General features: G+C 35.2%; 16 protein-coding genes and 2 pseudogenes. All 18 read left to right on the top strand.

Translation table 11 applies throughout. The annotated features are described in order from the left end of the window. Positions 1-374 precede the first annotated feature (374 nt). The 18 genes and pseudogenes from EDD71_RS13995 (at position 375) to EDD71_RS13910 (ending at position 19,178) form a co-directional block, all read left to right on the top strand. The gene (locus tag EDD71_RS13995) at positions 375-986 is read left to right on the top strand and encodes a 50S ribosomal protein L25 (RefSeq protein WP_166636496.1); all 612 of its coding nucleotides are present in this window, start codon (positions 375-377) and stop codon (positions 984-986) included. 614 nt (positions 987-1,600) lie between these two features. Beyond that, a complete protein-coding gene (locus EDD71_RS13990) occupies positions 1,601-2,671 on the top strand; it encodes a tetratricopeptide repeat protein (protein ID WP_133629360.1) in 1,071 nt (356 codons plus the stop codon). A 2-nt stretch (positions 2,672-2,673) separates the two neighbouring features. Beyond that, positions 2,674-3,357 carry a YveK family protein gene (locus EDD71_RS13985; RefSeq protein WP_133629359.1) on the top strand — a complete coding sequence of 228 codons (684 nt, stop codon included), beginning with the start codon at positions 2,674-2,676 and terminating at the stop codon, positions 3,355-3,357. 10 nt (positions 3,358-3,367) lie between these two features. Next, positions 3,368-4,054, top strand: a complete 687-nt coding sequence (locus EDD71_RS13980; protein WP_133629358.1) for a CpsD/CapB family tyrosine-protein kinase — start codon at positions 3,368-3,370, stop codon at positions 4,052-4,054. Then, complete coding sequence (locus EDD71_RS13975; RefSeq protein ID WP_133629357.1) at positions 4,051-4,818, top strand: tyrosine-protein phosphatase; 768 nt, start codon at positions 4,051-4,053, stop codon at positions 4,816-4,818. Before EDD71_RS13980 ends, EDD71_RS13975 begins: the two co-directional genes overlap by 4 nt. 253 nt (positions 4,819-5,071) lie before the next feature. Continuing rightward, positions 5,072-5,731 (top strand): YveK family protein, encoded by a 660-nt coding sequence (locus EDD71_RS13970; RefSeq protein ID WP_133629356.1) that lies wholly within the window; start codon positions 5,072-5,074, stop codon positions 5,729-5,731. 12 nt (positions 5,732-5,743) lie between these two features. Continuing rightward, complete coding sequence (locus EDD71_RS13965; RefSeq protein ID WP_133629355.1) at positions 5,744-6,481, top strand: CpsD/CapB family tyrosine-protein kinase; 738 nt, start codon at positions 5,744-5,746, stop codon at positions 6,479-6,481. A 155-nt stretch (positions 6,482-6,636) separates the two neighbouring features. Next, entirely contained in the window at positions 6,637-7,260 is a 624-nt protein-coding gene (locus EDD71_RS13960; protein WP_243116474.1) for a sugar transferase, read from the top strand. Positions 7,261-7,275: 15 nt separating this feature from the next. Then, positions 7,276-8,331: a mannose-1-phosphate guanylyltransferase gene (locus EDD71_RS13955; protein WP_133629353.1), complete on the top strand. Its 1,056-nt coding sequence runs from the start codon at positions 7,276-7,278 to the stop codon at positions 8,329-8,331. 16 nt (positions 8,332-8,347) lie between these two features. Then, positions 8,348-9,424 carry a GDP-mannose 4,6-dehydratase gene (gmd, locus tag EDD71_RS13950; protein ID WP_133629352.1) on the top strand — a complete coding sequence of 359 codons (1,077 nt, stop codon included), beginning with the start codon at positions 8,348-8,350 and terminating at the stop codon, positions 9,422-9,424. Further along, positions 9,421-10,497, top strand: coding sequence for a glycosyltransferase (locus tag EDD71_RS13945; protein ID WP_133629351.1), 1,077 nt, complete (start codon positions 9,421-9,423; stop codon positions 10,495-10,497). Before gmd ends, EDD71_RS13945 begins: the two co-directional genes overlap by 4 nt. Positions 10,498-10,509: 12 nt before the next feature. Next, positions 10,510-11,439 (top strand): GDP-L-fucose synthase, encoded by a 930-nt coding sequence (gene fcl, locus EDD71_RS13940; RefSeq protein WP_133629350.1) that lies wholly within the window; start codon positions 10,510-10,512, stop codon positions 11,437-11,439. A 15-nt stretch (positions 11,440-11,454) separates the two neighbouring features. Beyond that, the gene (locus EDD71_RS13935) at positions 11,455-12,693 is read left to right on the top strand and encodes a glycosyltransferase family 4 protein (RefSeq protein WP_133629349.1); all 1,239 of its coding nucleotides are present in this window, start codon (positions 11,455-11,457) and stop codon (positions 12,691-12,693) included. A 10-nt stretch (positions 12,694-12,703) separates the two neighbouring features. After that, on the top strand, positions 12,704-13,912 hold the full coding sequence (locus EDD71_RS13930) for a glycosyltransferase (RefSeq protein ID WP_133629348.1): 1,209 nt from the start codon (positions 12,704-12,706) through the stop codon (positions 13,910-13,912). 5 nt (positions 13,913-13,917) lie between these two features. Further along, positions 13,918-15,303, top strand: coding sequence for an O-antigen polymerase (locus EDD71_RS13925; RefSeq protein WP_133629347.1), 1,386 nt, complete (start codon positions 13,918-13,920; stop codon positions 15,301-15,303). A 425-nt stretch (positions 15,304-15,728) separates the two neighbouring features. Continuing rightward, positions 15,729-16,935: pseudogene (locus EDD71_RS13920) on the top strand (IS110 family RNA-guided transposase). A 126-nt stretch (positions 16,936-17,061) separates the two neighbouring features. Next, positions 17,062-18,005: pseudogene (locus EDD71_RS13915) on the top strand (IS982 family transposase). 123 nt (positions 18,006-18,128) lie between these two features. Continuing rightward, a complete protein-coding gene (locus EDD71_RS13910; RefSeq protein ID WP_133629346.1) occupies positions 18,129-19,178 on the top strand; it encodes a polysialyltransferase family glycosyltransferase in 1,050 nt (349 codons plus the stop codon). The last annotated feature ends 99 nt before the right edge of the window (positions 19,179-19,277 follow it).

The raw sequence follows: 19,277 nt of genomic DNA, 5'->3' as shown, positions 1-19,277 counted from the left end.
CCATATTAACATAAACATAATCGCAGTGGCGAACATCGTTCGCCACCATAACGCCAGTTCCATATTAACATAAACATAAATGTAGTGGCGAACACCGTTTGCCATCATAACGCCAGTTCCATATTAACATAAACATAATCGCAGTGGCGAACATCGTTCGCCATCATAACGCCAGTTCTATATTAACATAAACATAAATGTAGTGGCGAACACCGTTCGCCATCATAACGCCAGTTCTATATTAACATAAACATAAATGTAGTGGCGAACATCGTTCGCCCTCACAACATCAGTTCCACGAAACATAAAAATTATGTTTAAAAACCTTATTTTTGGGAAAACTCCTTAAAGAATAAACTTTAAGGAGGATGTCTATGGCAAACTCGCTAAGTGCCAACATTAGAACTCATATATCAAAGGGGGAAAACCACAGGCTTAGAAGCAGCGGAAGGATTCCAGGCGTCATATACGGGCTTAAAAATCCAAACTTCAACGTAGAATTTGCACAGATGGAGCTTTTAGGGGTTTTAAACAGCGAAGGGGAGCACGCAATACTTGACGTAAACGTAAACGGACACAGGGAAAAGGCAATGATAAAGGAGGTCCAGAGGCACCCCGTTACAAGAAAGATAATGCACATCGACCTTCAAAGGATTGATGAAGGAGGGAAAATCCACGCCAAGGTGCCACTTAGGATCGTCGGAGAGGAGTCCATAAGGGGAAGGGGAGCAATAGCCCAGCTTCAGCTTGACCAGGTTGAGGTTGAATGTGCCCCTGATAAGCTTCCAAGATACATAACGGCAGACATTTCAAACCTTCCAACAGGAGGAAGGATAACCCTTGGGGACCTTGAAATAGCTGAGGAGATAGCAATAGGAGGAGACCCAAACACAGTGGTCGCATCCATTACATACATAAAGGATATGCAAAGGGAACAGGAAGACCCCAACGAGGCTATGGCGGTTCACGCAGAACAGACAAAATAGCCCCCCGGGGTTATTTTTTTAAACATAACGTGCAAGATAAATTATATATCGACCCTAAGCCCCTGAACTAGGTCTGCATGAAACAAAATTCACCACAAGATTATGAAAACAGTTTCATTAGTAATAATCTAAACTTGAGCTAAGAAAACTTTTATACTTACCTTAACGTTTTGCAGTACCTTAAGGGTCGATAAAAAATATATGAAATTCACGTTTTTTTAAATCCCGAGCCTTAGAACTTCTTTGCTAAGCGTACTGGTGAATGAAATATATTTTTTATCGCAGCGCCGATCTGTAAATTTATCTATATGGAAAGTAGCAAGGAATCATACTCCTCCTGTAGGGGCGATTATCAATCGCCCGCCCTGAAATTAGTGCTTACTCAACGGGTAAATACTATTCGCTTCTACAAAGAAATTAAATCTTTAATACTTTCTATATAGCACAACAAGTTAAAGATAATAAAATGTTAATAAATTACAGGCTAAAAAATTTGTCATGTTATTTAAAATATATTAAAATTAAGTATATGTTTGTAGAAAGTAATGACATATCCTTGATTTTATTGTCTAATATTAAAGAATAACAGCTGGATTTGAAGTGAGGTATCACATATGGATTATAAAACATACTTAAAGACGGAAATTCAAAGGCTTCTATTTATCGAAACAGGAAGGGACATAACCCTGAACATCAAGGGAAACCCCGTACTAAAAAAAGGGGAGTATCCTGTGTTTCCAGATTCTATTATAGGGCTTGCAGTTAAGGAAGAGGATGGAATACCTGTAAACTCAATAGTGGACGCAATGATACACCTTATTGCCTGCGACCCTTCATTTAAATATAACGATGATTACAAAGGCTTTCTAAAAACCATACCCGGAATAGAAAGCTTTATAATAATGAACATTGAAAGGGACAAGAAGGAAAAGACAAAAAGGGCGGTTATATACGCAACGACCCTTACAGCCCTTAACCCAAACAGGGAATACAGGATGAACAGGATATACCTTCTTATGGAACTCTATGAAAAAACAGGGCTTAAATGCGTTGAGGATGAGATATTAAAAAGCCTCAGGGACCTTGCTGAGGACTATCCATCCTACGGAACTCCAAATTATTATCTCGGGCAGTACTACCTCGAAAAGGATATGGATTCTGCAAAACTGTACTTAAGAAAAGCCCTAAACGATCCGATAACATACAATGAAGCCTCAAAGCTCCTTGAAAGGATAAAAAGAACAGAGGAGTATGACAGCGCCGTAGAGCTTGTAAAGTCCGGAAGGGGCATGGAGGCCCTTAAAATTTTAATTCCATACATTGAGGACAACCCCCAGGGCCTCGATGCCATATACTACGCGGCAGTTGCCTACAGGCAGATAGGAAACTACGAAAAGGCCCTGTTATACCTTAATGAGCTTTTACAGTACGGTGAAAGACCGGAGGTATACAGCGAAATAGGAATTAACCTTGCTGCCCTTGGAGACTTTAGCCAGGCAATAGAGCACTTCAGGCGTGCCCTTAAGATAACACCCGACGATTCGGGAATCATATGCAACATTGCAGTATGCCACTTAAATCTAGGGGAGATAGAGGAGGCCAAAAGGGCCTTTAGCCTTGCAACAAGAATAAACCCAAAGGATGAAATCGCAAAGGAATGGCTTGAAAAGTTGAAGGAGGTTTAAAGATGGAACAGGAAATGACCCTTGATTTAAGGGAAATATTTGAGATCATTAAAAAGAGGCTCAGGCTCATACTTATAGTTACCGCTGCATCCACATTTATAAGCGGTGTGCTGAGCTACTTTGTAATACCGCCAACCTATGAAGCAGAGACAAGCATAATAATAGGAAAGGCTCCCTCTACGGTTGACGAAAGAATACAATATAACGACGTTTTAATGTATCAAAAGCTTGTTAAAACCTACAGCGAAATTGCAAAATCAAGGACAGTTGCAGAGGCTACATCACAGAAACTTGACGGGCTTATATCGCCCGAGGCTCTAATGAAGGGCATAAGCGTAACTCCCCAGGCTGACACCCAGATAATGGTTTTAAAGTTTCAAGGCAAAAACCCTGAGGAGGCTGCAAACATAGTAAACACCCATGCCAGGGTTTTCATAAGGGAGGCGGCGAGGCTCTACCCAACTGGAAACGTTCAGATAATGGATGAAGCTGCGGTACCTGAAAGCCCTGTAAAGCCAAGGCCCCTACTTAATATGGCAATAGCCTTCTTCCTTGGAATCATGGTATCCCTTGGAGTGACGTTCCTTCTAGAATACATGGACAGCACAATTAAGACGGAGGACGACGTTGAAAAATACCTTGGCCTTCCTGTTATAGGAATAATTCCAAAGAACATGAATGAATAGGAGGATATGGATGTCAGGATTAGTTGTAGAAAAAAACCCAAGATCCCCTGTATCGGAGGCGTATAGAACCCTTAGGACCAATATACAGTTTGCATCCTTTGACAGGGATATACAGATAATACTTGTGACAAGTTCAGGCCCGGGGGAAGGAAAATCAACAACATCAGCAAACCTTGCCCTTACAATTGCACAGGCAGGAAAGAGTGTACTTCTAATAGACTGCGACTTAAGAAGGCCAAACCTTCACAGGAAGTTTAGACTATCAAATGCAGTGGGCCTTTCAAACCTTCTCGTTGAAGACCTTGAGCCGGTACAGGCCTTGCAGATGTATATGGACAAGCTATATATACTAACGTCGGGAACCATTCCTCCAAATCCTGCCGAGATGCTGGCATCGAGGAAGATGAAGTCCTTCCTTGAAATGATGAGAAGGGAGTTTGACTATATAATATTGGATACACCACCTGTAAACGCAGTAACCGATGCCCAGCTTCTATCAACAATGGCAGATGGGGTTTTGCTTGTAATATCCTCAGGAGAGGCGGAAAGGGAAGCTGCCGACAGGGCAAAGGACCTTTTAAACAGGGTTAATGCAAACATACTTGGTGTGGTTTTAAACAAGGTGGATATAAGTTCAAGGAGAGGCTATGGATACTATTACTATGGAGATGCAAATGAAAGAAGGAGAAAAAGATGATAGACATCCACAGCCATATAGTTCCCGGAATAGACGACGGGGCAGACACCATTGAAACATCCCTTAGGATGTTAAAAATCGCAGAGGATGACGGAATAAAAACCATATTTGCAACTCCCCACTACTACAGGGGAAGGTTTGAAACGGACCAAAATGAAGTTAAAGGACTGATAGATGAGCTTAATATAAGGGCAAGGGAACAAAACATAAACGTTGAAATACTCCAGGGTCATGAGGTATATCTTGACAGGGAAATATTAAACCTCTACAGGGAAGATAAAATAAAAACCCTGAATAACTCAAGATATCTTTTAATTGAACTTCCCTTTGACAGGCTTCCTGATTATGCCCTTGATATGATATATGAATTAAGGCTCCTTGGTGTAGTTCCAGTAATTGCCCATCCCGAGAGATATATGTATTTTATAAAAAAGCCATGGGAGATCAACAAATTCATTGATGAGGGCTGCCTCTTTCAGCTAAACGGAGGAAGTATAACGGGGCTATTTGGGAAGGAAATACAAAAAACATCTGAAACATTCTTAAAGCATGGAATAGTAAGCTTCATAGGATCGGACGCACACACAACAAACAAAAGAAGGCCGGAGCTTAAAAAATCCTTCGACATCATAGAAAAAAACTATGGTGAATTAAAAAGAACATTGTTGAATAACGTTGAAAAAGTGATAAATAATGAAGAAATACTTTGCACATCTGAAAAAATAAAAGATAAAAGAAGTATTTTTGATATTTTTAGAAGATAATATTTAATGAATCGTCAAAATAAACTAAAACAGGAAAATATGCCTGTTTTTTTTATTTTTTAATTGTGAAATTTTTGTTATAATTGTTTCTGTAATGTTTTTTAAAAATATGTAATAACTTGTCGCATCTTAGGTGATCGATGAAGCTGCCTTCTTATCTGGGCCCTTGAAGGCAGTTGAGATAGTAGGGCACCCACCACCTTGGATTATTTTATATAATTTTGTGTATTATAATCCAAAGGAGGATTTACATATGGAATTATATCAAATCATGGAAACGATCAAAAGGCGATTGCTGCTAATAGCAGTTATTACTATCCTTTCAACTTCCATTTCTGCGGCAATCAGCTATTTCTATATAACTCCCCAGTATAAGGCAACAACAACCCTTATAATCGGAAAGATGCCGGATCAGGCCGATCAGAAAATACAGTATAGCGACATAATGATGTATCAAAAGCTTGTAAAGACATACGTAGAAATCGCAAAGTCTGAAGGGGTTGCGGAAAAAACTGTGGAAAGGCTTTCCTTAAACCTTTCTCCGGAAAAGCTCAGGTCAAAGCTTACGGCAGCTCCAGCTTCAGATACAGAGGTTTTATACCTATCTATAGTCGATGAAAAACCAGAGGAGGCTGCGTTTATTGCAAACGGGCTTGCGGAGGTTTTCATGAAAAGGGTTAAGGAGCTTATGAAGGTTGAAAACGTCCAGATAATAGACTATGCAAAGGTTCCTAAGTCCCCAATAAAACCAAAACCACTTCTTAATACTGCAATAGGATTTTTCCTTGGAATTATGATATCCCTTGGTGTGGCGTTTTTACTTGAATATATGGATTCAACGGTAAAGGATGCCGATGATGTTGAAGACAATTTAGAGCTTCCGGTTATCGGAATAATACCGTTAGTAAAGTAAGGAGGTATTACTTTGGCAGTTTCAAACATTATAACTATAAAAGATCCAAGGTCTCCGGTGTCGGAGGCATACAGAACCCTTAGAACCAATATACAGTTTTCATCCTTTGATAATAAGATACAAACAATTGTTATAACAAGTTCAGGCCCTTCGGAGGGAAAATCAACGACGGCTGCAAACCTTGCAGTTACTATGGCCCAGGCAGGGTATAAAACAATAATAGTAGACTGCGACCAGAGAAAACCAAACCTTCATAAGCTGTTTAAAATATCCAACCAGGCGGGCCTTTCAGACTTTCTAATAGGTGAGGCTGGCTTTGAAGACGTAGTTCAAAAAACTGAAGTTGAAGATCTCTACGTCCTGCCAGCGGGAACAAGGCCCCCAAACCCTGCAGAGCTTCTAGCCTCTGTCAGAATGGAAAAATTCATAGAATACCTTAAGCAGCAATTTGACTGCATAATCTTCGACACACCGCCTGTAATCGTGGTAACGGACGCCCAGATACTTTCAAAATACGCAGACGGAAGCCTCCTTGTTGTTAGTTCAGGAGAAACGGAAAGGGATGCTGCAGCGCGGGCAAAGGAGCTTTTAGAAAAGGTAAACTCAAGGATACTAGGCGTTGTTTTAAACAAGCTTGACACCTCAAGGAAGGGCTACTACGGAAATTATTACTATTACTACTACGGCAGCGAAGGGGAAAAGAAGGGAAGAAGGAGAAGAGGGGTTTTTAAAAGGTTTGGGAAGAGGTAGGGGCAGCATTTGGTATGGATAAATTGGAATGTAAAAGTTGAGATAAATCATAAAATAAAACTGGAATTGAGTCGAATTTTTAAATATAATAAAAAGTAAGTTAAAGAGAGGTGATATGGTTGGAGCCGCAGGTAGGTTATGATTATGAAGTCCTTATTGAGGACTATGATAAAGGTTTTTTATATGAATTTATAAAGAGAATTATAGATATCCTTGGAGCTTTAGTCGGACTCATACTCTTATCACCGGTGTTTATAATAACAGCCATTGCAATAAAGCTCGACTCAAAGGGGCCTGTCCTCTTCGCTCAAAACAGGTGCGGGAAGGATGGCAAAACCTTTAAAATGTTAAAATTCCGCTCAATGGTAGTTGATGCAGAGAAAAAGCTTAAGGAGCTTAAGGATAAAAACGAAATGTCGGGCCCCGTTTTTAAAATAAAGGATGATCCCAGAATTACAAGGGTAGGCAAGTTTATAAGAAAGACAAGTATTGACGAGCTTCCCCAGCTTATAAACGTACTTAAGGGCGATATGAGCCTTGTTGGCCCGAGGCCCCCAATAGACAGGGAAGTTAAAGAGTACACCCCATATCAGATGCAAAGGCTCCTTGTAAAGCCAGGCCTTACCTGCTACTGGCAGATAGGTGGAAGAAATAACATAGATTTTGATGAATGGGTTGAACTTGATTTAAAGTACATAAGGGAAAGAAATTTATGGATAGATATGAAGCTTATATTTAAGACGTTTTTTGTATTGTTCGGGGATGAAAATGCAAGGTAGAAAGGTTGGGTTGTGATGCTTTGTGGACTTATTATGGCAGGAGGTAAAGGTGAAAGGTTCTGGCCCCTGTCAACTGAAGAAAAACCAAAACAGTTTTTAAACCTCCTTGGTGAGGATACTATGATTCAAATGACTGTTAAAAGGCTTGGAAGGCTTATTCCAATTGAGAGAATTTTTGTTGTAACAGCTGAAAGGTATGTAAAGCTTGTAAAGGAGCAGCTTCCGAATTTGCCTGAAAGAAACATAATAGTTGAACCTGTAGGTAAAAACACAGCACCATGCATAGCTCTTTCAGCCTTTACAGTTGAAAAATATTATGGGGATGCAACGCTTGTTGTTGTTCCATCAGATCACTTAATAAAGGATGTAGAAAGATTCATTAGAACCATTGGTGCGGCAGCAAGCTTTGTTGAAAGCAAAGAGGATGCAATAGTAACCCTTGGAATAAAGCCTGACAGGCCTGAAACGGGATACGGGTATATAAAATATAATAATTTGGAAGAAAAAATTGACGGCCTTGGTGTAAACAGCGTTGAAAGATTTGTGGAAAAACCCAATCTTGAAACAGCACAAAAATATCTTAATGAAGGAAACTACCTCTGGAATAGCGGTATGTTTATATGGAAGGTTTCAACAATAAAGAAGCACACTCAGACCTATTTGCCCGATACATATGAAGTTATCGATGAAATTGCTGCCTCAGTTGATATGGATGATTTTGAAGATGTACTCAGGCAAAAATATAGTGAGGTTGAGAGTATATCGGTGGATTACGGAATAATGGAAAAGGCGGAAAACATATATGTTATTCCATCGGATTTTGGATGGGACGATGTTGGAAGCTGGAGCAGTGTGGAGAGGTACAGTGAGAAGGATGAAGATAATAATGTCAGTATTGGACATGTGAAATACATAGAATCTAGAAATAATCTTGTTATAGGAAATGGGAAGAAAGTTGCAGTGGTAGGACTTGAGGATATATTTATAATAGATACGGATGATGTAATTCTTATAGGTAAAAAGGATCTGCTTAATGATATAAAAAACATAAAGGAGCAGGTAAATAATTAATGAAAGGTGGATATTGGTGAAAAAGGCATTTATAACGGGAATAACAGGACAGGATGGTTCATATTTAGCAGAGTTTCTTTTAGAAAAGGGATACGAAGTTCATGGAATGATAAGAAGAGCAAGTACATTTAACACTAAGAGAATAGACCATTTATTTGAAAACCCTGAAATAGGAAATAAAAAGCTATTCTTACACTACGGAGATCTTAGCGATTCAAGCAATATAAACAGGCTTCTGGAAAGGATTAAGCCAGATGAAATATATAATCTTGGTGCACAAAGCCACGTTAAGGTTTCCTTTGAGGTTCCTGAGTATACTGCTCAGACAGACGCAGTTGGAACCCTAAGAATACTCGATGCAATAAAGGAAACGGGAATAAAAACAAAGTTCTATCAGGCATCTACATCTGAGCTTTTTGGTGGCATTCCAGGAACGGCACCACAAAGCGAAAAGACTCCGTTCTATCCCAAGAGCCCATATGGTGCGGCAAAGCTTTATGCATACTGGATAACTGTAAACTATAGAGAAGCATACAATATTTTTGCAGTAAATGGGATACTGTTTAACCACGAATCTCCAAGGAGAGGGGAAACCTTTGTAACAAGGAAGATTACAAGGGCCGTTGCAAGCATTATTGCAGGAAAGCAGGACAAGCTTAGCCTTGGAAACCTTGATGCAAAGCGTGACTGGGGATTTGCAGGGGACTACGTTGAGGCAATGTGGATGATGCTCCAGCAGGAAAAACCCCAGGATTATGTGATTGCAACCGGCGAAACCCATACGGTAAGAGAATTTACAGAATTAGCCTTTAAAGAGGTTGGGATAGATATAGAATGGAAGGGTACTGGAGTAGAGGAAAAGGGATACGACAGGAAGACTGGAAAACTTCTTGTCGATGTAAATCCAAGATACTTCAGGCCTGCTGAAGTTGAGTTTCTCTGGGGAGACCCATCCAAGGCTGAAAGGGAACTTGGCTGGAAGAGAAAGGTCGACTTCAGGGGACTTGTTAAGATGATGGTTGAGGCTGATGTTAAAGAAATTGCAGGAATTGACCTTGAAACCTATCTTGAGGCAGCCACTGATAAGAGATGAAGACCATAGCTTTTTATATATCAAATCATGGCTTCGGACATGCTGCAAGGAATATACCTATAATCCAGAACTTATTGTTATTGGATAGAGATTTAAAAATTATTGTAAAAACACATACTAGACAACTTGAATTTATAAAGCAATCCTTGAGTCGTTTTAGCTCGAGGATTGCATACTATGACGAATATGTAGATTTGGGGCTTATATTAAAGGAAAACAGCTATCTTGTAGATAAGGAAAAGTTAGATGCTGAATTGAAAGGTTTTATTTCTACCTGGGAGGATAGAATTGAAAAAGAAACTTCATTTATAAAGGAAAATAAAATTGATCTTATTGTATCAGATGTTGTCCCATGGATTTTTCAATCGGCTAAAAAGTCTGGCGTGAGGTCAGTATTAATATCTAACTTTACATGGGCAGAGATATATAAGGAACTTTTTGATAGTGAAGTTGTGAATATTTATGAAGATTCATATAGAAAAGCAGATTATGCCTTTATTTTTCCCCTTGCAGGTGATATAGGTAAATATTTTAAAAATACCTATGAGGTAGGCCTCAGCTCAAGAGAGTTCAATGAGGAACCTGTTAAGTATATAAAAAATAAATATAAAAGGCCAATTGTATTTGTCAGCCTTGGAAGATCCGTTGAAATCAACGATGAAATAGAAGTAGAACATTTGCCCTACGATTTTATATATACAGAGGGCATAAAGCTAAGGGGAAACAACACCTATAAATTGCCTGTTGATACTGGTAATACACAGGATTATATAAAGGCAAGTGAAATAATTATAACAAAGGCGGGCTGGAGCACGATATCGGAATCTATATGTGCCCAAAGGCCAATACTTGTTTTAAACAGGCCTGAAATAAAAGAAGATGTTAATACAATAAACAATCTATTGAATTTAAAAATTGCAAATACAATTGAATTCAATCAACTTGATGAAGAAAACTTAAGTATTCTTATAGAAGAGACGAAGAAATTAATAGAGAATTATAGATTTTTACCTGATAGATATAAAAATAGCTCAAAAGAAATTGCAAGCAGTTTATTAAAACTCTCATACTAAGGGGATGGCAATATGAATAAGGATAGCAAAATTTACGTTGCAGGACATAGAGGACTTGTAGGCTCTGCAATAGTTAGAAATCTTGAATCTAAAGGTTATACAAATATAATAAAAAGAACTCACAAAGAACTTGACTTAACTAATCAAGAAGCAGTAAGAAAGTTTTTTGAAGAAGAAAGACCGGAATATGTGTTTTTAGCTGCTGCAAAGGTTGGGGGGATACATGCAAACAATACATATCCAGCAGATTTTATATATGAAAATTTGATGATACAAAATAATGTGATAAAGGCAGCACACGACTTTAAAGTAAAGAAACTTCTGTTTTTAGGAAGTACTTGCATATATCCCAAAATGGCTCCTCAGCCAATAAAGGAAGAGTATCTTCTTTCAGGGTATCTTGAGCCAACAAATGAAGCATACGCTATAGCTAAAATTGCTGGGCTTAAGATGTGCCAATTCTTTAAGAGGCAGTACGGTGATAACTTCATAAGCTGTATGCCAACAAACCTTTATGGTCCAAATGATAACTTTGATTTAAATAATTCACATGTAATGCCAGCGCTTATAAGAAAGTTCCATGAGGCGAAGGTTAATAACTTACCTTATGTCGAAGTATGGGGAACTGGCAAACCACTTAGGGAGTTTTTATATGTAGATGATATGGCAGATGCATGTGTATTCTTAATGGAGAACTATGACGGTGAAGAACATGTGAATATAGGAACCGGACAGGAAGTTTCTATAAGGGAACTTGCTGAGATGATAAAAGAAGTTGTTGGGTTTGAAGGAGAGTTGGTGTTTAATACTGAGAAGCCGGATGGAACGCCTAGGAAGTTGACGGATGTTACCAAACTACACTCGCTTGGGTGGAGGCATAAGGTAGAGTTGGGAGAGGGAATTGAAAAGACATATAAGTGGTTTGTGGAAAATTATAAATAGATAGAGGGAATCTAGATGAAAAAAAGACTTTTAGTATATGCTCATTACTTTTATCCTGATGTAGCTTCAACAGGGCAGATACTTACTGAACTGTGCGAAGGGCTACAGGACGATTTTGATATAACAGTTATTTGCGTAGTTCCAAGCTATGATGGAAAAGTAGATGAAAAGTATAAAAAGAAAAGAATATATAATGAAAAATTTAAGAACATAAATGTTATAAGAGTAAGGGTTCCTGAATTTAATAAAAGAAATAAAATTAGCAGGATAAAGAATATATTAGCATATTTCTTTAATGCAATCTTTACTACTTTTAGAGTAGGGAAACAGGATATTGTATTTAGTATATCACAGCCACCAATTTTAGGCGGACTATTAGGAACTATAGGAAAGTGGATTAAAAGAGCAAAATTTGTCTATAACATTCAGGATTTCAACCCTGAACAGGCAGAAGCAATAGGATATGCAAAAAACAAGGTTTTAATTGAATTCGCCAGGACATTAGATAAGTTTAGCTGCAAGCAATCGAACGTGGTGGTTGTTGTAGGTAGAGATATGCAGGAGACCCTCAATAAAAGATTTAAAGGGAAAAAAGTGCCTAAAAATGTTGTTATAAATAATTGGATTGACGAAAAACAAGTATATCCTTTACCCAAAGACCATCCTAAAGTAAGAGAATTTAGAAAGCAGTATGGATTAGAAGATAAGTTTGTTTTTATGTATTCAGGTAATTTAGGGCTTTATTATGATCTTGAGAATATTATAAAGGTCATAGGTGAGTTTAAGGATAGAGATGATGTTGTGTTTGCTTTTGTAGGGGGTGGAAATATGAAGCAAACTCTAGTTGATTATGTTAATGAAAATGGTTTGACCAATGTTAAGTTTATTCCATATCAAAAGAAAGAGGATTTGATTTATTCGTTGAATGCTGCAGATGTTCATATTGTTACGAATGCTAAGGGGATAAAGGGGATTTCTGTGCCAAGTAAAGTTTATGGAATCATGGGTACTGGTAAAACAATTTTAGGAATTTTAGAGGAAGGCTCTGAGGCGAGATTGATAATTGAAGAGAGCAATTGTGGAATATGCAGTAATCCAGGTGAATATAAAAACTTAAAAGAAAAGATTGATTTGTTTATACAAAAGAAGCATAATTTAACTACAAGTGGAGTAAATGGAAGACGATATTTAGAAAAACATTTAACAAAAAGAAAATCTATTGAGAAATATAAAGATTTAATTGTGGAAAATTAGAGGTGAGCTAATGAAAATAGTGAATATTAACACACGATTTAAAGGAGGCGGAGGAGCTTCAGCTATAGCTAATTTACTACATTCATTTATTAATAATAATACTGAGCATGAATCGGTGTTCCTATATGCCCGTGGGGATAAAGGAGACCAAAAAAGTATTGTAATTAATAATCAGTTTGATGTATATTTCTCAGCTGCTTTCGCAAGAATTTTTGGGGTTTCGAAAAATTTGAACTTTAGTTCAGTAATTGAAGAACAAATTGCGAGAGCAGATATAGTTCATATACACAATATTCATGGTTACTATATAAATTATGAAAAGCTAATTAAGATTATTAAATACTATAAAAAACCTGTTATATGGACATTACACGATGTTTGGCCGATAACTGGTAGATGTGCTTTCACCTATGATTGTGGTAAATGGGTAACTGGTTGTTATAATTGTAGCTATAAAAATACTTATCCCAAAACGCTTTTAGATAGGTCATCAAAAGAATGGAATAGAAAAAAAGAGCTATTTTGTAGTTTAGATAAGGATAAGGTTATATTTGTATCACCTTCAAGATGGTTAGAAGGATTCGTAAAAAAATCATTCTTAAAAGAATATTTCACGGAAGTTATACCTAATGGTATTTACTCAAGTAGCTGTGTGAATGTTGATAAGAATGATATACGAGAGGAACTGAATTTACCAATTAATAAAAAAATAGTTTTGTTTGTTGCTGCTGATCCAAACGATAAAAGAAAAGGAATTTCATATGTATTAAATCTATTAGATAAATTGGGTGAAGATGTAGCATTTGTTTCGGTAGGAAAAAAGATTAAAAAGATTAAAAAAGACAATTTTATTCAATTAGGTTATATCAAAGATAAAGCTTGCTTAAATAAGATATATAGGGCTGCGGATATTTTCTTAATAACATCTTTAGATGATAATTTTCCTACCACAGTTTTAGAGGCTTTCTCTAATGCTTTGCCGGTTATTGGATTTAAAGTTGGTGGAATAGAAGAACAATTATCTAATAACTGTGGAATTCTAGTTGAAAAAGAAAATGTATACCAGCTTGAAAGAGAAATAAGATCTTTGATATTAGATGAAGTGAAATTGAGTGAGTTAGGAAAAAATGGATTCAATAAGTTTAATCAAGAGTACACTATAGATGTTTTTGCAACAAGATATTTGAAATTATATGAAAAACTTTATAGGGGAGAATAGAATTAATGTTAAAACGAAAGACAAGCATTTATTTTACTATCAAAGGATTGCTAGTTGGAGTTTTCATAGTATTAAATCTATTCATTTTGTTTATTAATCTAAATAGATTTAGTGAAACGACATCGAGTTTCTTTTTAAGCTATGTTATGTTAAATACATTATTAGTAGTTATACTTTTTAATAAAAAGTTTAGTCCTTTACTTTGCACTATCCTTGTTTTCTTCTATATTTTCATGTGGTTAACACCAATATTTCAGATAAAACAAGGAGTATTTCCTAATACATTGTTAGTAAATGCTAGTGATGTTAATAGAACTAATATTTATATTAGCTTATTTTTGGTATCAATTATAATAGGGTATAAGATTCCAATTACTAAAGGAAATATTAAAGAAAATATCATTTCGAATAAGATAGTAAATATTGCATTTATTTTCTCATTAACGGTAACAGTTATATTTGGCAATGTAATATTTAAACGATTAGTACAATCAAATGTTGGCTTAGATGTAGAAAGTAGCACAAGGTTAATAATAGATAAGTTTATTTTTATGATTCCATTTGCATATACCGTTTTAGTTCTTACTAAAGGTAAAGAACTTAAGCATAAGATGCACTTTTTATTTGCATCACTTATGGTTTTGATTTATTATAATCCACTTGTTCAAAAAAGAAACTCACTAGGTCCAATACTGTTAATGATTTTCTTCTATCTAATTAGAAAGAGAATTAATAATTTTACTTATATAGCTTTGAACCTATTAATATTATTGTTTGTTTTTCCATTAGCTAAAATAATAACACATAATCCATCATTAGTTTTAGATAATTTATCTTCATTGAAATCTTCCATACAAAATATTAGCTTGATAAGAGAATATACAGGTTTGGATTATGATGCGTATTCTAACATAATCGCTACTAATAATTATGTAAATTTATTCGGTTTTCAATATGGAAAACAATTAATGGGTGATTTCTTATTTTTTATACCACGTAAAATATGGGAACTAAAACCGTTGAATACTGGTATGCTAATAGGAAGATATCTAATGTATAATAATGGTATGTGGTTTGATAATCTATCTAATCCAATAGTTAGTGAAGCTTTTATAGACTTTGGTATTATAGGGATTGTAGTATATGGATTAATAATAGGACGTTTGGCGAATTTCATTGAAATTTCTATAAGAGATAACTTTTCGTTTATTGTTGCTTTATTTGTATCACAACATTTTATTTTTCTATTAAGAGGCGACTTAATGAATGGAATAGCTTATTTAGTAGGTCCTTTATTGGCAATAGTGATTTTTAAGGCCATTAACAAATATTTTTATAAACATGAAATTTACTATCAAATATTAAATACGCATAAGATACAAACAAAGTAGATTTAATACATAACAGAAAGATTTTATGGAGGGTAATGATGTATTATATTGTTAATTATTTTTACTTAGAAGATAAAAGTAACATGAGTAATTATGCAAATTTGAAAGAAAAGGATCCAGATAAAAAAATGAGTTCTATTTTAGATAAATAGTAAATTTTTTTAAAGTAGCTATACATGAAATAAATTTCACCAACTAGAATGAAAACTACCTCCATAAAGCAGTTTGAATATTACTCTGATAGTTGGGAAGAATTCAAATAGTTGGTACAAAGTCGATTGTGTTTGGTACTGCTTAGACCGAAACTAGCTTGATTTTAGCCTTCTTTATGTACCAACTATTGTCGCTCCTCTTTTGGAAGCACGCAGAGTAGATTATTAATATCAGAAGGCTTTACCAACTATTTCTTTAAGGAGTAAATCGATATGGAGGTATTGTACAAAAATTGTTGTGGACTTGACGTCCATAAAAAAATTATTGTTGCCTGTGTTTTGACTCCAAATGGTAAAGAAATTGAATCATTTGGAACTATGACAGAAGACATTCTTATGCTTGTTGATTGGATAAAGCAAAAGCAATGTGAAGCTGTCGCTATGGAAAGCACAGGGGTATACTGGAAACCAATTTACAACTTGCTTGAGTTAGAGCAAATACCAACTCTAGTAGTTAATGCTCAGCACATTAAAAACGTACCTGGTCGTAAGACCGATGTTAAAGATGCTGAATGGATAGCTAATTTACTTAAACATGGTCTCTTAAAAGGAAGTTATATTCCTTCTAGAGAACAACGAGAGTTAAGAGAAATTGTGCGTTATAGACGTAGTCTGATTGAAGAACGTTCTAGAGAGATCAATAGGCTTCAAAAGGTACTTGAAGGTGCTAATATTAAACTTTCTTCAGTTGTTTCTGATATTCTAGGTGTATCAAGTAGAGCTATGATTGAGGCTATAATCAATGGGGTTAATGATCCAAAAGCTTTATCTTCACTTGCTAATAAAAAGTTAAAGGCAAGCCCGGACTTACTCCAGAAGTCTTTAAAGGGGCTTATTGGCGAACATCAAAGAAAGCTAATTTCAATTCAATTAAAACATATAGATTTCCTAACTCAACAAATAGAAGATATAACTAATGATGTTAATGTTAGATTAAAAGAGGCTGGTGATCTTATAAAGCTATTAGATACAATACCAGGAGTAGGCCCCAAAGCAGCTCAAGATATCTTAGCAGAGATAGATACAACTATGGAACAATTTCCTTCGGCTTCCCATCTGGCAGCGTGGGCAGGGGTTATTCCAGGCAATGATGAGAGTGCCGGTAAAAAAAAGAAGTAAATCTCGCAGTGGTAATTCATCATTAAAGCGTACCCTTATTGAAGCAGCCCGAGCTGCAGCTCATACTAAGAACACCTATCTATCAGCAAAATACCGTAGAATTGCTGCAAGGCGTGGTGGCAACCGTGCAGCATTAGCCTTAGCCCACACAATATTAATAATCACATATAACATTATTAAAAATAAAGTACCGTACCAGGACCTTGGCCCAGACTACTTTAATAAATTAAATGAATCAGCTATAGTTAAACGTTCAACTAAGTTCTTAAACTCTCTAGGGTATAAAGTTATAAAAGAATAAATAGTATTATTAAATTAACTCGTTGTGCTAGTTCATAGCACAGGAAATATTTACAAATAGAAAAAATCCAGCATATTATGTTAACTTATCATTGAAGTATGATAAACAATGATAGGAGGTCAACATATGCTGGATCTTAACAAGAAATATTCTACTACAGAAATTGAAAATCTAAAAGACTTTATTACCGTAGCCTACGTGATAATTGATGAAATTTACCACGTAGTAGCTCCAACACATGTTAAAGAACGTAGAAATATCAAGGTTCAAAGATGAGCGATAGTGAAATAATTACCATCAGTGTTGTTGGTGAATTGCTCACTATTGACTCGGAAAAAGCCTGGTTTAACTTCTGTAAAAAGAATTTTAAAGACTTATTTCCAAGGTTTTGTGATAGAAGTAGATTTAATAGAACTCGAAGAGCTCTTTTCAAAATAATAGAGCTGATTCACAAAAAACTATCACAATTATTGGGGTATTACGATTCTACACTTAGAGTTGTAGATAGTATGTCCATCCCAGTATGTCACTTTGGTAGAGCAACATTCCATAAGACATTTAAAGGTTATGTGAGTTATGGAAGATGTCCGTCTAAGAAAGAAACTTATTACGGATTCAAACTTCATCTGCTTATTACACTAGATGGCTATATAACTGATTTCTGTCTTACTTCAGCTGATATTGATGACAGAGCTGCACTATGGGATTTAGTAGAATCCTATCATTCAATAGCTATACTTGGAGATAAGGGTTATATAGATAACCGTCTTGCCTCTGAATTAAAAGCTGAAAAGGGTATAACCTTGCTTCCACTAAAGAAGAACAATAGTAAGTCTCAGTATCCAAAACAGTTAAGACGAATTATATTTAAGCTTCGTAGAAGGATTGAAACTATTGGTTCCCAGCTATCTTGTCAACTTAACATTCAAAGAGTTCTGGCAAGGTCAGTCTGGGGTCTTATCACTAGGATTAAGACTAAAATTTTAGGCCATGGATTTTGTTACTACGTAAATAAAGTATTTAATAATGAGTCTAAAGTATCTCAAATAAAAGGATTAATTTTTGGTTAAATAAACCTGTTGACAATTCATAATAGTATCTTGGGAATAGTGTAACTATTTTATTACCATAATATTCCTAAGTCTAAAATTTTAAATTAGCACAACGAGTTAAATTAGGAGGAAGGAATTGAATTGAAAGTTTTATTTTTATGTTTTACACCGTATCATATAAAGGTATCTAATTGGCTTTCAAAAAATAGATATAATAAATTTGAGCGAACAATAATTCTTTCATCTTTCACTTGCATAGATAAAGATAGATTATATAGCTTTGTTCCTGAAAATCTTTACGATAGCAGCTATTATTACCACTTAAACTATAAAATTAGTGAAGTTATAAAGAAACCTATTAAGTATAAAAGAATATATATGGAGGAACTTTTTGATTTTTTGGAAAATGTTGATAAAATAAATCCTGATCACATTGTTTATTTTTCGGATAATCCCATTCCATATCAAAAGTTGTTTAACAAAATGAAAATTAAAGGGAAAAAACTTGTGTTCGTCGAAGAGGGAACGGCAATTTATCTTAATGAATATAAATTTTCCGTTAAGGAAAAGTGGCAGTTTTATATAAGAAAGTTATTATTTAATGATAAAGAGTCTAGACTTTTTTATCATGGTAGAGGAGGTTATGAAGATATTGTAATATTAAGAGAACCTGATTTATTTAATAGTGAGGCAGAGAAAATAAGAATTAGTTCAGAAGAATTCAAGGAAATAATTTTAAACAGTATTAAAATAAATTTTAATATTGAAAAGGAGAGTTCGCTTTTTTGCCCTGGATATACAACATACAATAAAAGTATTAGAAATAAAATTTATGAAGAAATTTTTGATTATTATTATAAATCTAGAAAAAATTTATATGTGAAGTTGCATCCAGCAGAAAAAGAAATAAATCAGATAAGAAGCTTGATAAAAGAGTATGAGCCATATGTTAAATTTATTGATAAATTAAATATTACTTCAGAAGATATTATATATGATTCAAATATAAAAGAAGTAATATCGGACTTTTCATCAATTTTAATAAATGCATATTATTTAAGAAAAGATATATATCTTACTAGTTACGCTAATATGCTCAAGAAAAAGTATGGAGTACAAATTAATTTCAGTTGTTCAATATTCGATAAGTTATTTTTGGAAGGTAAAATAAAAAGTTTTGGTGGATACTAATTTAACTCGTTGTGCTAGTTCATAGCACAGGAAATATTTACAAATAGAAAAAATCCAGCATATTATGTTAACTTATCATTGAAGTATGACAAACAATGA

This window comes from Fonticella tunisiensis, assembly GCF_004364155.1.
Taxonomy (GTDB): domain Bacteria; phylum Bacillota; class Clostridia; order Clostridiales; family Caloramatoraceae; genus Fonticella; species Fonticella tunisiensis.
This window is presented reverse-complemented; position numbering and strand designations above follow the sequence as displayed.